Source organism: Rahnella sp. AA, from assembly GCF_002834385.1.
Lineage (GTDB): Bacteria > Pseudomonadota > Gammaproteobacteria > Enterobacterales > Enterobacteriaceae > Rahnella.
In genome coordinates this window covers 77331-92234 of the sequence record NZ_PITQ01000009.1, presented here as the reverse complement: position 1 = coordinate 92234, position 14904 = coordinate 77331, and the positions used below count along the sequence as shown (strand labels likewise).

Sequence of the window (14904 nt, the reverse complement as noted above, 5' to 3'; positions counted from 1 at the left end):
TTACTCCGCATGGATGACCTGAACCGGAATGGATTGCAAATCCCACTTCCAGTTTGCGGTGGTGGTTTTTACCGGCAGCATTTCGATGCAGTCGGTCGGGCACGGCGCGACGCACAGGTCACAGCCGGTACATAAATCAGTAATTACGGTATGCACGGCGCGGGTTGCGCCCACAATCGCATCGACCGGGCAGGCCTGAATGCATTTGGTGCAGCCGATGCAGTTGCTTTCGTCGATGTACGCCACTTTGCGCACCGGCACGGCGGCGGCAACGTCTTCGCCCATCGGCTGTGGCTCAACGTTGAGCAGGGTGGCCAGCTTGAGCATGACCGCTTCGCCGCCCGGCACACATTTGTTGATGTTGTCGCCATTGGCCACGGCTTCGGCGTAAGGTTTACAGCCGGGATAACCGCATTGCGCACACTGGCTTTGCGGCAGGATATCGTCAATCTGATCGACAACCGGGTTGCCTTCAACGGCAAAACGACGCGATGCGTAACCCAGCAACAGGCCAAAAACCAGCGCCAGTGCGGTCAGCGCGCCAATCGCTACCCATAATTCAAACATTAGAATTTCACCAGACCCGTGAAGCCCATAAAGGCCAGTGACATCAGGCCCGCCGTGACCAGCGCAATCGAAGAACCTTTGAACGGTGCAGGCACGTCAGCGACAACCAGACGCTCACGAATGGCGGCGAACAGCACCATCACCAGCGAGAAGCCGAGTGATGCGGCAAAACCGTAGAGCGCGGACTGCATGAAATTCAGCTGCTGGTTGATGTTAAGCAGCGCCACGCCGAGCACGGCGCAGTTGGTGGTGATAAGCGGCAGGAAAATACCCAGCAGGCGATACAGCGACGGGCTGGTTTTGCGCACGACCATTTCGGTGAACTGCACGACGACGGCGATCACCAGAATGAATGCCATGGTGCGCAGATACACCAGGCCCAGCGGCATCAGAATGAAGGTGTTGACCATCCACGAACAGATATTCGACAAGGTGATCACGAACGTGGTCGCCAGGCCCATGCCGATGGCGGATTCCAGTTTTTTGGACACGCCCATAAACGGGCAAAGTCCGAGGAACTTCACCAGAACAAAGTTATTCACCAGCATGGTGCCGACAAACAGTAATAAGTAAGAGGTCATGACAATTGCCCGGACATAATAAACATTAAAACTTCAGGGTTATTCCGTGAAGGTTTCTTTCACCCGCAGTGAGCGCTTGAAATAAGGCACAAACACCGCAGCGGCCAATAAAGGTAACAGCAAGTTACGCACGGCCAGATCATCGGTAATTGGCGAGAATGCAAAGGCTTTTACCGCCAGCAATACCGTACACAGCAACCAGATAATATACATTTTCGGTAACGCCCTGGCACGCTTACAAAATTGCCAGAGAACCGCAAGCGTAAATAGCCCCATCGCTAATGTGGTCACCACGGAGAAATACCATTGCAGCGTAAAGGCCTGCGAATTGGTGATTAAATATTCGCGCGACTCCGGCATAAATATGGCCATTGAAAACAGGAACAGCATTAATACAACGCTCAGCAGCGTGACAATCAGATACGCCATCGGGGCCAGTAACCACCCGCCGATTCGTTTGTAGCCCGGATTATTCGACATAAAAAGCCTATATTACGCGGATTTCGCCATCACTCAGACGGGGCGTTTTCCCCGACCTTCAAGGCGCAGTAGCTTAACCTGAGAGGGTGATTCTCGTTATCGTATTTATGTGATCAATACTTTCATCCTTCACGCTGTCTCTGTGTTGTCTTCCTTCGCGCACCCCGGTCACATACTTTTGTATGCTCCCGGGGATTTGCTCAGTTGCCGCCTTGATACAGCGCGAATGATTTCAGTATTAGAAAAGGAGGGAAATTAGTGAACAGGAACCAGAATTTCTGTGGCGACAATAACCACTATCAGCCCCACAAGAACCGGCACGGAGGTGCGTTTAACCACTTCGAACGGGGAGATTTTTGCCATACCCGCCACGGCGACCACGACGCCGGAGACCGGTGAAATGGTGCGTCCGAGGTTAGACGCCTGCAACATCGGGATCACCAGATATTCCGGGTTGATGCCCATTTTTGCCGCCAGTTTAGGGATAAGCTCCACGAACGCATAAAACGACGCATTGCCCGAGCCGGTGGTCATGGCCGCCAGAACGGTGATGGTGACCAGCACCAGCATCATAATAATGCTGCCGGAACCGAAGTTTTGCGCCAGCCCGATCAGGCTGCTGATGAAGCCGACGGTGCTAAGCCCCTGAGCGAAGACGCCTGCCGCCACCAGCAGCATCACGACGTTGGCAAACGCATCCGCCATGCCGCGGTACGCCACGTCCAGCCCGGCAAACACGGTTTTCCCGTTGCGGTTTCGCACTGTTTCGATCAGTGCAGTCAGCACCATGCAGATCACCAGGATGGTAATGATGTGCAGATTCGGGCCCCATTTACCGTCAAAAATCAGTACCCCGATAATCGGCGTGAAAGGCAAAATGGCGTAAAACGCCGGGGCGTTGGTTTCGATGGCGTCGTCTTTGTTGGAATCTACGCTGTCCGTCACGGCGGTATCGCGCTTATCCAGATAACGCTGCCAGAAGAAATGCGCGACGGCCATCGCCACAATGGCGGCAATCGAAATCGGCAGGGTGACTTTGAAGGCAAAATCTACCAACGGCATGTTGGCCGCCTGCGCTGCCAGCACCACATCACCGGATGTCGGGGAAAGAATAATGGCCGCCGGAGACGCACAAATCGCCGCCGCCGCGCCGCGGCTGATCCCGACGTTGACCATAATCGGGAACAGCGTCGCCATCAGCAGCACGCCGAGACCGGTCGCGGAAGACACCGCCAGCGACATCAGACACGCCAGAATATAGGCCGCGACCATCAGAATATACGGCGAGTTAATCATTTGTAGCGGACGTGACGCGAGTTTCACCACCACATCGTTAGCGCCGATATGCGTCATGTACGCTGCGAAACCGCACAGCATCATGATCATCATCCCGAGATCGCCACCGCGGCTCATCAGCAGGATTTTGACGTATTCCACGATATCCGTGGCATTCCAGCCGGTGCTCTTTGTGCCTTCCGGCAATACGCTGTGGCCCATCAGGGCACTGATAATCAGCAATAATAACCCGCCAACCATCAGCACGCCGGTGGGTGAATATCCTTTGATGATGTACCGCCCGACAAACACGGCGACCACCAGACCTATCAATAACTCTGTCATACATGTATTCCCCGAGATTAAATTTGGATCCAAGTGAAAGGCGGGCACTTTGAACAATTAACCGGTCCGGCGTAATGACGCTTATCAATTATCGGTGATGAAATAGAAGGGAGGATTGATATTTGTGATGCGTGACCGACATCACCAGATGGTTTTTGCGGTGCTCGCTCAGCTAAGGTCAAGACCTTGGGTTGCCGCCCAAACTGGCTTTAGGTCAAAATCAAGACCTTGGGTTGCCACCCAAACTGGCCTCAAGGAGCGCCTGTCGCCGCGCCCCTTGAGAATCCCGGGCTCTTTCACTGCGCGCTATCGCTCGCTGGCACTGTTTCAGCAATTCCGGCTAGTGCCGCAAACGCCGCCGCTGCGCGGTTCTTTCGCTTCGGGTTCGAACCTGCTCGAAAAAAGACTCTCGCTGTTTCTCACCACTCTCTCAACGTCGTTTTGATAGCGGCCAGTGACTTTCTGATTCACAACCTCACTGCTGATGGTTATTGAAAAGATGCCGTTGAATTCAGATAAGCCAGTGGCCGCTTTCAGAAAGCTTGCCGAGCGAAGTGTTTCGAGACCAATGGCTCGAAACCGAGTAAGGGAACCGCGTAGCGGCAAGTTTTCGCGGCAATAATTGCGGCTTCTGAAACAGTGCCAGCGAGCGATAGCGCGCAGTGAAAAAAGCGTGGGAGATCAAAGAGGGAGGCGGTTTCCTCCCTCTTTGGCGGTTTCTGCGCAGCTCGTTAAGTGATCACAGTTATTGAAAAACCGAAATTTTCACCTTTTCAAAAAGTTTTAAAGCCTTTTCCCAAAAGGCTTACGCTCACAGTTTCGGGATCTCCCGATAAAACCCGACTCCGATCAGCCGTCCGAACAGGAAGGGAATAAACTTCCTTCCCCGTAGCCAGCTTTCAAGCCGTGAAGGGGCGCGCTTGCGGGGTTTTTGCCCGGCCTTACTGATCATAATCTGTAACGTCTGCGTTGCCCACGTGGGGAAAGTCCGTCGCCGCTGGATGCGTTTCAGGTGACGGAGTGTCAGACGCCCGGATTTCAGCGGTTGCGCGATAATATTTGCGGTTGCCACGGCATCCTGAATCGCCAGATTTACGCCGACGCCGCCAATCGGGGACATCGCGTGGGCGGCGTCGCCGATGCATAACAGGCCGGGTTTAGCCCATTCTTTGAGGCGGTCGATGCGGATCACCAGCAGGCGCACATCGTCCCAGCTTTGAATGTCTTCGCCCAGACGCTCACGCTCAAACGGTGAGACTTCGGTCAGCAAATCCAGAAAAGGCGGGATGCCGCGTGCTTTGAGCGCGTCGAGGCTGTCTTTCGGAATCGAATAACCGCACTGCCAGTAATCGCCGCGGTCGATCATGATGAAGTTTTTCTTCGGCCCGCGATGTCCCATCGACCACTGCGGGTCGTCCGTGCGTTTATTGATTTTCAGCCACAGCACGTCACGTGGTGCGCCGAAACGGCGGATTTCCATCCCGGCCTGCTCGCGCACAATCGAATTTCTGCCGTCACAACCCACCACCAGATCGGCGTCGAAATGCTGCGTTTCACCGTTAACGTCCGCCAGAACGCCGGTTACCTGAGATTTATTCTCCCGCAGCGAAAGCACCTGTGCATTGTGGATCAGCCGGAAATTCGGCAGCAGGGCGGCCTTGCTGGCGATGAAATTCAGGAAATCCCATTGCGGCATAAAAGCGATGAATTTGCACTTCGTCGGCAGATGAGTGAAATCCGCCAGCGTGGTTTCTTTGCCGTTGATTTCGCCGTACAGCTTCCCGGCGCGCTGATGCGGCAGGGCGAGAAACTCATCGAGAAAACCCAGTTGCCAGATGATGTCCAGCGTCGAGGGGTGAATGGTGTCGCCGCGAAAATCACGCAGAAAATCCCGGTGTTTTTCCAGCACCGTCACGTCAATTCCCTGACGGGCCAGCAGGTAGCCCAGCATTAATCCGGCAGGGCCGCCACCAACAATACAAACGGTGGAGACGGAGGCGCGGTCAGTGTTCGTGGTCATGCAAACCTGCCTGATGAAATGAATTTACATGATAACAATTATCATTTGCGCTACCGGGCGTCAATCCATTGCGTGCTACATCCCTGAACAAATCCTGCACAGTGACGTAACAAAACCGGTGCTTTTTGCACCATGCTGATCGCGGTTTTATTGCCCGTGTTGGTGCGTAAATACGCTATTTTATTGAAAATCATTGAGTTAGCGCGTTATCTAAAAATTGGCAAATAAATTGCAAAGTGGTCCACAGGTTGAGTTGTTGGGCCAATTCTGGCCGATGTGTGGAGAACAATATGCACGGTGAGCTGAATTTGTTGCACCCGATCGCTCCTCAGCAAAGTGACACGCTGGTGCTTGATGCGCTGACCCGCTATGTGGCGCAGTCCGGCACCCGCGTGGGTGAAAAATTGCCGCCCGAACGCGTGCTGGCGGAAGGGCTGGCGGTGAGCCGCAATACCGTCCGCGAGGCGCTGAAACGCTGGGAAGCGCTGGGCATTATCGTGCGCAAAAAAGGCAGCGGCACTTTCCTCCAATCTGAAGTCACCGCCAACGACAGCTTTCTGTCCCTGCGCTTTAAAAACGACTCCGCCACCATGCTTCACGCGCTGGAAGTCCGGCGGATTATTGAATGCGAAGCCTCGGCGCTGGCGGCGGTCAGGGCGACGGAAAGCGATTTGCTGTTCATCGAACAAAAGCTCGATGTGATGGAAAAAGTACATCTGAGTGTCGGTTCCGCCGGAGCCGAAGACTGGCAGTTTCACGCCGCGATTTACACCGCCGCGCACAATCCGCTGCTGCTGCAAATGGTCGGCGGGATCTACGACTTACTGCACGCATTTTTTGAATCTCCGCCGGAACAGGCGCTGTTCAGCGACTCTTTTCCGCTGCACCGGACCTTATTTGAAGCCATCGCGCGGCGCGAGCCGGAAACCGCACGCAGGCTGAGTAACGACATTCTGAACATAACTGAACGTGACATGAAGGAAGTGATCAATGCAGCAAGATGATAAAAGCCCGCACGATGATTTGCACGAATACACCCGTTTAGTCCACGACGGACGCCATGATCGCGGCGCGATTTCGCCGCCAATTTACCAGTCATCGTTATTCAGTTTCACCGATTATGACAGCATGATCGCCCGTTTTCGCGGCGACAGCGATCACGCGCTGTATTCCCGCGTCGATAACCCGACGGTGGTGGAATTGCAGAAAAAGGTCGCAGAACTGGAGGGCGGCGAAGCCTGTCTGGCCTTCGGCAGCGGCATGGCGGCGATCAGTAATTCCATTCTGAGCGTGGCCGGGCCGGGCGACAAAGTGGTGTGCGTGAATCACGTTTACCCGGATACCTACCGTTTCCTGCGCGGGTTCTGCACCCGTTTTCAGATTGAGGCTCAGTTCGTGGATGGCAGTTCACTTCCTGCACTGGAAGAGGCGATTCAGGGCGCGAAACTGCTGTATCTGGAAAGCCCGAACAGCTGGGTGATGGGCGAGCAGAACCTGAAAGCGATTGCCGCACTGGCAAAAAAATACGGCGTGATCACGATGATCGACAACAGCTGGGCATCGCCAATTTTCCAGAAACCGCTGGCGGCCGGTATCGATCTGGTGATCCATTCCGCATCCAAATACATCAGCGGACACAGCGACGTGGTGGCTGGTCTGGTCATCTCCAGCCAGGAGCGTATTGGCGCGATTACCCGTCACATCAGCCCGTTTTTAGGCGGAAAACTGTCGGCCAACGAAGCCTGGCTGTTGTTGCGCGGCCTGCGGACTTTGCCGCTGCGTATGCGTCAGCATCACGAAAGTGCGCTGGAACTGGCGCGCCGCTTACAGGGCTATTCGCGCATTACGCAGGTCAATCACCCCGGTTTAGATCCGCTGCCGACGTCCACGCTCACCGGCTACAGCGGCCTGTTTTCTTTCGAACTCAGCGAAGGCATCGACATTCCGACGTTCTGCAACGCGCTGAAATTGTTCCGGATGGGCGTGAGCTGGGGCGGTTTTGAAAGCCTGGTGATGCCCGCCATTTCCGTGCTGAATCAGGCGGGCGAATTTAACTCGGCGATTGATTTTGGCGTATCGCCACGGGTGATCCGCATTTCTATCGGCCTTGAAGACACCGGCGATCTGTGGCGCGACCTGAAAAACGCCATCGAAAGCGCCTGTTCCTGAACCCGGTTAAAACATCAACGACTGTTCCTGTGATCCGACCCTTAGCTCCGTGGAGAACCAAGATTATGCGACACCCGAAACGTCATGCTTTGCTCAGCGCGCTGGCCCTCAGCGTCAGCCTGTTTTCCTGTGCCGGTTTTGCCGCCACCAAACTGACGCTGGTGGAAGTGATTACCAGCCCGGCGCGTACCGAAATGCTGCAAAAAATGTTGACCGCGTACAAGGCGCAACATCCGGATGTCGAGATTGAAGTGGTGTCACTGCCTTGGGGGCAGGCGTTTGAAAAGCTCGGCACGATGATTCAGAGCGGGCAATATCCGGACGTCGTGGAAATGCCCGACACCTGGCAGGGTTTGTACGCCAGCAACGGGATGCTGGCCGATCTTGAGCCGCGCCTGAAAAGCTGGAGCGGTACTCCGGATCTGACCGATAAAACGCTGACAATGGCGCGTTCTTCCGGCGGCACGGCGACCATGATCCCTTACGGTTTCTATCTGCGGGCGATGTTCTGGAACAAAAAACTCTTCAGGCAGGCCGGGCTGACTGACGCGCCGAAAACCATGGACGAATTCATGGCCGATGCGAAGAAAATCAGTGCACTGGGCAACGGCATCAGCGGATATTGCATGCGCGGCGGCGTCGGCGGCACCAACGCCTGGATGATGTTTATGGCAGCGATGAACGGCTCGCCGGACTTCTTCGATAAAGACGGCAACAGTACGCTGACGCATCCGGGCGCAATTAAAGGGGCGCAGTTCCTGGTGGACATGTACCAGAAAGGTTACGCGCCGAAAGACAGCGTGAACTGGGGTTTTAACGAAATTGTCTCCGGCTTCTATTCCGGGAAATGCGCGATGCTCGATCAGGATCCGGACGCGCTGATCGCCATCAAAAACAGCATGAACCCGGACGATTTCTCGGTCGCGCCGATGCCGCTCGGGCCGAACGGTAAAGCCTATCCGACCATCGGTTACACCGGCTGGTCGATGTTCAAACAAGGCAAAAATCAGGATCAAAGCTGGGATCTGATTTCCTTCCTCAGCAACAAAGAAAACAACCTGACGTGGTCGAAATTCGTCGGCACGCTGCCGATTTATAAAGGTGCGGAGCAGGACGCGTATTACCACGCGCCGCAGTTCGCCGGCTGGTTTGCCGAGCTTAACAGCCCGGATTACATCCCGCTGACCATGCCGACGCACCTTAAAGGCTGGGGTTATTTCAACTCGGTGATTGTAAAAGACAGCTCGCAGGAAACGCTGCTCGGCCAGAACGACACCGAAAGCATGGTGAAAGACTGGGCGAAATACCTGACCAAAGAGCAAAAGGCGTGGCTGGCTACGCAGAAGTAAGCATCCGGCTCCGGCACGCGGTGCCGGAGTTAACACCTTTTACAACTGGAGACGCGTCATGATGTTGGAAGTTTCACCGCCAGACACCGCTGCCGCGCCGCGCTTTCCCCGTTTGCGGGCGCTGCTTGAACCCTGGGTTTATCTCAGCCCGACGATGGTGCTGATTGGCCTGTTCATTTTTGTACCGATGGCGATCGGCATTTCTTATGCTTTCCAGAATATTCAACTGCTTAATCCGTTTGATACCGGCTGGGTCGGGCTGGATAACTTCCGCACAATGTTCGACGACCGGCATTTTTACGCCGCGCTGCGCCACACCTTCAACTGGACTGCCACGTCGTTGGTTTTACAGTTTGCGCTGGGGCTCGGTCTGGCGCTGCTGCTTAACCGTGAATTCCCTGGCCGCCGCTGGGTGCAGGCGCTGGTGTTCCTGCCGTGGGCGGTGCCTGCTTTCCTTTCCGGCCTGACCTGGGCGTGGTTGCTGAATCCGGTGATCGGCGTGCTGCCATACTGGCTGACGGATTTGCACATTATTTCTGAGCCTTACAACATTTTGTCAGACCCGACGCTGGCGCTTTACGGCCCGGTGCTGGCGAATGTCTGGTTCGGCATCCCGTTTTTTGCCATCACGTTGCTGGCGGCGTTGCAGTCGATTCCGAAAGATTTGTATGAAGCGGCGGCGATGGACGGCGCATCTGGCTGGCAGCAGTTCCGCAAAGTCACGCTGCCGTTTCTGGCACCGATGATCGCGATTACCGTCATGCTGCGCACCATCTGGATTGCCAATTTTGCCGATCTGATTGTGGTCATGACCGACGGCGGCCCGGCGAATTCGACGTCGATTCTGTCGAGTTTCATTTTCACCACGGCCTACCGGAAACTCGACTTTGGCTATGCCTCGGCGATGGCGGTATTTCTGCTGGTTCTGATGACGCTGTACGCGCTGGTTTTACTGCGTATCCGCCACCAGCTGTTGAAATAAGGAGAACCCGATGAACGCACTGTCATTAAATTTGTGGCTCCGCAAAGGCGGACACCGGCTGGGGATCCTCTTTTACCTGCTGTTCGCGCTGTTTCCGATTTACTGGCTGATCAAGATTTCGTTCACGCCGGACAAACTGCTCTACAGCGAAGGCGTGCGGATGTGGCCCAGTGAACTGACGCTGGTACATTTCCAGCGCGTGTTTACCGAAAGCCAGTTTCCGCTGTATTTCTTTAACAGCTTGATTGTGTCATTCGGCACGGCATTTCTGACGACCGTGATCGCCGCCGGTGCAGGTTTTGCGTTTTCGCGCTTCAGCTTTCGCGGCAAAACCGTGATGGCGGCGCTGCTGCTGTTCACGCAGATGTTCCCGCTGGTGATGATCCTCGCGCCGATTTACAAAGTGATGGCACCCCTCGGGCTGACCAACAGCCTGCTGGGGCTGATCCTGATTTACACCGCGTTTAACGTGCCGTTCGCCACTTTTCTGATGCAGTCGTTTTTCGACAGCATTCCGAAAGATCTGGAGGAGTCGGCGATGCTAGAAGGGTGCAGCCGTTTTATGGCGCTGCGCAAAGTCATTATACCGCTGACGCTGCCGGGGATGGCCGCCACGCTGGGGTTTGTGTTTACCGCCGCGTGGAGCGAACTGTTGTTTTCGCTGATGCTTATCAACAAAAACGAGGTGATGACCTTCCCGGTCGGGCTGCTCAGTTTTGTATCGAAATTCGCAGTTTCCTGGGGCGACATGATGGCGGCGGCGGTGATGGCGCTGATCCCTGCCTGTCTTTTCTTTGCATTCATTCAGCGTTACCTGGTTCAGGGGCTGACGGCTGGCGCGGTTAAAGGATAATTTTATGGCTCAGATTACGATTTCCGATCTTCAAAAACGTTACGAAAATGTCGAAGTGTTGCGTCATATCAACCTGACGATTCAGGATGGCGAATTTGTGGTGTTAGTCGGGCCTTCGGGCTGCGGAAAATCCACTTTGCTGCGCACTATCGCCGGGCTGGAACTGGCGACGGCGGGGGACATTCACATCGGCACGCGCCTGATGAATCAGGTCGCGCCAAAAGACCGCGATATCTCGATGGTGTTTCAGAGTTACGCGCTGTATCCGCACATGACTGTCGCGCGGAATATGGGTTTCAGCCTTGAAGTACAGAAACGCCCTAAAGCCGAAATCGACGCAGCTGTGAACAAAGCGGCGGATATTCTTGGGCTGACGGCGCTGTTGCATCGTCGCCCGAAAGAGCTTTCCGGCGGTCAGCGTCAGCGCGTGGCAATGGGCAGGGCGATTGTGCGCGAACCGCAAGTTTTCCTGTTCGATGAACCGTTGTCCAACCTTGACGCTCAGCTGCGCGGGCAGATGCGCATTGAAATCAAAAGCCTGCACCAGCGCATGCGCAACACCATTGTTTACGTCACCCACGATCAGGTCGAAGCCATGACGCTTGCCGACCGCATCGTGGTGCTTAACCACGGCGTTATCCAGCAGGTTGGCACACCGCTGGAACTTTACGACACGCCCGCCAATAAATTCGTCGCCAGTTTCATCGGTTCACCCTCAATGAATTTCATCAGCGGCACGATAGAACTGGGTGACAGCGCACCGCAGCTGCGCATCAATGCCAGCCAGACGCTGCCGGTTGATCCGCGCATCCTCAATTTACACAGTGCTGCGCCGGTGATTTACGGCGTGCGCCCCGAAGCCATTGTCTTGTGCGAACAGGGCGCGCCGGGCGCGGTTCCGCTCGACGTCACGCTGATCGAACCTACCGGCCTGAGCGAGCTTATCCACGGTACTTTCGGTGGAGAACGGCTGAGTGTTTACAGCATGGTGAGATCCGGTGCCGCACCGGGGGACCGGGTTTGGGTGCAGATTGATACTGCGCGGATGCAGTTGTTTGAGGCCGACAGCCAGAGGAGGCTTTCTAAACTTGATGAGTGATTCGGGCTGGCAGCCTTGAACCCGCTGCGGATTAGCTGAGTTTGGTTTTTCACTGGCAGTGAGGCGCTTACAGCTGACCGGGGATATTTCGGATCTTCCATTGCGGTTATCGCTCAGCTCAGTTCAGGTCAAAACCTTGGGCTCGCCGCCCAAACTGGCCCAAAGGGCGCGTTAACGCGCGCGCCCTCTGGACACCCGCGCTTTTTAACTGCGCGCTATCGCTGGCTGGCTACGTTTCAGGCACTACAGCTATTGCCGCGAAAACTTGCCGCTGCGCGGTTCCCTCACTCGGTTTCGAGCCACAGGTCTCGAAACACTCACTCAGCAAGCTTTCTGAAAGCGGCCGGAGGCTTATCTGAATTCAACGGCATCTTTTAAATAACCATCAGCAGTGAGGTTGTGAATTAGAAAGTCACTGGCCGCTATCAAAACGACGTTGAGAGAGTGGTGAGAAACAGCGAGAGTCTTTTTTCGAGCAGGTTCGAACCCGAAGCGAAAGAACCGCGCAGCGGCGGCGTTTGCGGCACTAGCCGGAACTGCTGAAACAGTGCCAGCGAGCGGTAGCGCGCAGTTAAAAAAACGCAGGATTCCAAAGGGTTTCGTTTAAAACCCTTTGGGCCAGTTTGGGCGGCGAGCCCAAGGTTTTGACCTTAAAGCCGGTTTGGGTGGCAACCCAAGGTCTTGAACTTGAAGTTGATTTAGACCGGCTTAGCTTCAGCCAATCGCATCAGCCGGAATCCGACTCCGACACCCACCATCAACATCAAACTGATAAACCCTGTAATTCCGACCCACCCGTAGGCGTGCCAGAAGAATCCCCCTAATGTCCCGGCGACGCTCGAACCCGCGTAGTAACAGAACAGATACAGCGACGAGGCTTGTCCTTTGGCGCGACGGGCACGGCGACCGATCCAGCCGCTGGCAACCGAGTGGGCAGCAAAGAATCCGCCAGTGACCAGGATCATTCCGATGAAAATCAGCCAGACGGGCGAGAATGCGGTGATCAAAATACCGACCAGCATGATGGCGGTGGAACCAATTAACACCGGGCCGCGGCCATACACACCGGTCATCACACCGGCTTTCGGCGAGCTGTAGGTGCCCATCAGATAGACAATCGACAAGATACCGACGATGGCCTGACTCAGGTTGTACGGCGTGGCGAGCAGGCGGTAACCGATGTAGTTGAACATGGTCACAAAGCTGCCCATCAGCAGGAAACCTTCGGCAAACAGCAACGGCAGCCCGCTGTCGCGCCAGTGCAGTTTAAAGTTAATCAGTAATTTGCGCGGTTTGAGCGAACTGGCGCGGAAATGTTTTGATGGCGGAAGGATGCGCCAGAACATAATGGCAGCGGCCAGCGCGAAGAAACCGACGACCGCCATGGCGATACGCCACGAGAAGAAATCCGTCAGAACGCCGCTGACCAGGCGTCCGCTCATCCCGCCAATGGAATTCCCGCTGATGTATAACCCCATCGAAAACGCCACAACGCTCGGGTGAATTTCTTCGCTCAGATACGTCATTGCTACCGCTGCCACGCCGCTCAGCGACAAACCAATCAGCGCGCGCATGATAAGAATAGCGTCCCAGCTTTGCATAAAGGAACACACCAGCGTACAGCCTGCGGCCAGTAACAACGCCACCACCATCACCGATTTACGCCCCACGGCGTCCGATACCGGGCCGGTAAAGAGCAGGCCAATCGCCATCAGGCCGGTCGATAACGACAGCGACAAACTGCTGGTCGCGGGCGATACGCCGAAATCATGCGACAACACCGGCAGGATCGGCTGGACGCAATAGAGCAGGGCGAATGTCGCCAGGCCCGCTGAAAATAAGGCCAGCGTGACGCGGATAAACTGCGGTGTCCCGCGTTTGATAAAAGGGGTTTTCAGGCCGGAACGGGCGACGGAGGCTTGAGGATTTAATTCGTCGTCATTAACAGAGTCATTGGCTGGTGCAGCGGAGATCCGCTGGGAGGTTTTCACTGTAATTCCTTAACGCGATGAGCTGTAAAACTAAATTTTAAAATGTATGAAAATTTTAACAGTGGCCGTTATATTGTCTAATATATTAATTTCGCAAAATTGATATTTTATAAATATCAATGAGGATAAATTGATCTAAACCATGAGCCACATAGAACTGCGTCATTTACGGTATTTCATCGCGGTCGCCGATGAACTGCATTTTGGCCGTGCCGCCGAGCGGTTACACATTTCCCAGCCTCCGCTCAGCCAGCAAATTCAGGCGCTGGAAACCCACGTTGGCGCGGCGCTGTTTTACCGCAACAACCGCAGCGTGCGGCTGACCCAGGCCGGGCAGGCATTTTTGCAGGAAGCGCGGCAGATTTTGCAGCGCGTGGATGATGCTTCTGCACAGGCTGCGCGGATCCATCGGGGTGAATCGGGCAATCTGACGTTAGGGCTGACTTCATCAGCCCCGTTTTTACGCCGCGTTTCACGGGCTCTGCACCATTTCCGGCTGACCTATCCGGGCGTCAATATTCGCATCGAGCAGCTCAACAGTAAGCAGCAAATCGGCCCCCTGCTGGAAGGTAAGTTGGATCTGGGCATTATGCGTAATGGTGAATTACCGGAAGAGCTGGAACATCATCTTGTGTTGTCCGAACCGCTGATCGCCGTTGTCCATAAAGACCATCCGCTCAACGCACTGAGTGACGGTGAACTGACATTTCAGCATCTGGCCGATCAGCCGTTCGTGTTTTTCTCTAAAGATGTGGGGACATCCTTATATGACGATATCCTCGGGCAACTGAAAGCACAGGGAATTACACCCTATATCACCCAGGAAGTGGGGGAGCCGCTGACCATTATCGGGCTGGTGGCCGCAGGGCTGGGAGTCTCGATTTTGCCCGCATCCTATCTGCGCATTCAGGTCGAAGGGGTACGTTATCTGCGGTTTGGTTCAATGGAGGGGACAACGCAGCTCTGGCTGGTGAATCACGGGAGGCGGCCGGTGACGGCAGCGACACAGGCATTTATGGATTTACTGCTGCGGGAAGTTTGAGAGCTGACGGGCTGAAGCTGCTGTATTTCCAGTCAATTCTGAGCGTGTTTTCACGCAATTTGTGCACCAAATCACATAACGAATCAAATAGTTGACGACATATAACAAAAACTTCAACATAGCCCTAATCTTTATTTTGAAGCGCGAAAAA

Annotated in this window: 13 protein-coding genes; 7 read left to right on the top strand and 6 right to left on the bottom strand. The window is 55.0% G+C overall.

The annotated features are described in order from the left end of the window. The 5 genes from rsxB to CWS43_RS20090 form a co-directional block, all read right to left on the bottom strand. On the bottom strand, positions 1-567 hold the full coding sequence (gene rsxB / locus CWS43_RS20110; protein WP_101078862.1) for an electron transport complex subunit RsxB: 567 nt from the start codon (positions 565-567) through the stop codon (positions 1-3). After that, positions 567-1148 (bottom strand): electron transport complex subunit RsxA, encoded by a 582-nt coding sequence (gene rsxA, locus CWS43_RS20105; protein WP_101078861.1) that lies wholly within the window; start codon positions 1146-1148, stop codon positions 567-569. The genes rsxB and rsxA overlap by 1 nt, the downstream gene beginning before the upstream one ends. 39 nt (positions 1149-1187) lie before the next feature. Continuing rightward, a complete protein-coding gene (locus CWS43_RS20100) occupies positions 1188-1628 on the bottom strand; it encodes a DUF2569 domain-containing protein (RefSeq protein WP_101078860.1) in 441 nt (146 codons plus the stop codon). 255 nt (positions 1629-1883) lie between these two features. Next, on the bottom strand, positions 1884-3248 hold the full coding sequence (dcuC, locus tag CWS43_RS20095) for an anaerobic C4-dicarboxylate transporter DcuC (RefSeq protein WP_101078859.1): 1365 nt from the start codon (positions 3246-3248) through the stop codon (positions 1884-1886). 811 nt (positions 3249-4059) lie between these two features. Continuing rightward, the gene (locus tag CWS43_RS20090) at positions 4060-5268 is read right to left on the bottom strand and encodes an FAD-dependent oxidoreductase (RefSeq protein WP_101078858.1); all 1209 of its coding nucleotides are present in this window, start codon (positions 5266-5268) and stop codon (positions 4060-4062) included. Positions 5269-5558: 290 nt separating this feature from the next. Here CWS43_RS20090 and CWS43_RS20085 point away from each other — a divergent pair, with 290 nt between their 5' ends. From CWS43_RS20085 to CWS43_RS20060, 6 genes are all read left to right on the top strand, one after another. Then, entirely contained in the window at positions 5559-6272 is a 714-nt protein-coding gene (locus CWS43_RS20085) for a FadR/GntR family transcriptional regulator (RefSeq protein WP_101078857.1), read from the top strand. Then, complete coding sequence (locus tag CWS43_RS20080) at positions 6259-7437, top strand: aminotransferase class I/II-fold pyridoxal phosphate-dependent enzyme (protein ID WP_101078856.1); 1179 nt, start codon at positions 6259-6261, stop codon at positions 7435-7437. Before CWS43_RS20085 ends, CWS43_RS20080 begins: the two co-directional genes overlap by 14 nt. 65 nt (positions 7438-7502) lie before the next feature. Beyond that, positions 7503-8786, top strand: coding sequence for a sugar ABC transporter substrate-binding protein (locus CWS43_RS20075; protein WP_101078855.1), 1284 nt, complete (start codon positions 7503-7505; stop codon positions 8784-8786). A gap of 58 nt (positions 8787-8844) precedes the next feature. Beyond that, the gene (locus tag CWS43_RS20070; RefSeq protein ID WP_101078854.1) at positions 8845-9768 is read left to right on the top strand and encodes a carbohydrate ABC transporter permease; all 924 of its coding nucleotides are present in this window, start codon (positions 8845-8847) and stop codon (positions 9766-9768) included. A 10-nt stretch (positions 9769-9778) separates the two neighbouring features. Beyond that, positions 9779-10621: a carbohydrate ABC transporter permease gene (locus CWS43_RS20065; RefSeq protein ID WP_101078853.1), complete on the top strand. Its 843-nt coding sequence runs from the start codon at positions 9779-9781 to the stop codon at positions 10619-10621. A gap of 4 nt (positions 10622-10625) precedes the next feature. Then, positions 10626-11720 (top strand): ABC transporter ATP-binding protein, encoded by a 1095-nt coding sequence (locus CWS43_RS20060; RefSeq protein ID WP_101078852.1) that lies wholly within the window; start codon positions 10626-10628, stop codon positions 11718-11720. 698 nt (positions 11721-12418) lie between these two features. Here the strand turns inward: CWS43_RS20060 and CWS43_RS20055 are convergent. Then, positions 12419-13711, bottom strand: coding sequence for an MFS transporter (locus tag CWS43_RS20055; RefSeq protein WP_101078851.1), 1293 nt, complete (start codon positions 13709-13711; stop codon positions 12419-12421). A gap of 142 nt (positions 13712-13853) precedes the next feature. On the opposite strand from CWS43_RS20055, the gene CWS43_RS20050 reads away from it, so the two are divergent. Then, entirely contained in the window at positions 13854-14753 is a 900-nt protein-coding gene (locus CWS43_RS20050) for a LysR family transcriptional regulator (RefSeq protein ID WP_101078850.1), read from the top strand. The last annotated feature ends 151 nt before the right edge of the window (positions 14754-14904 follow it).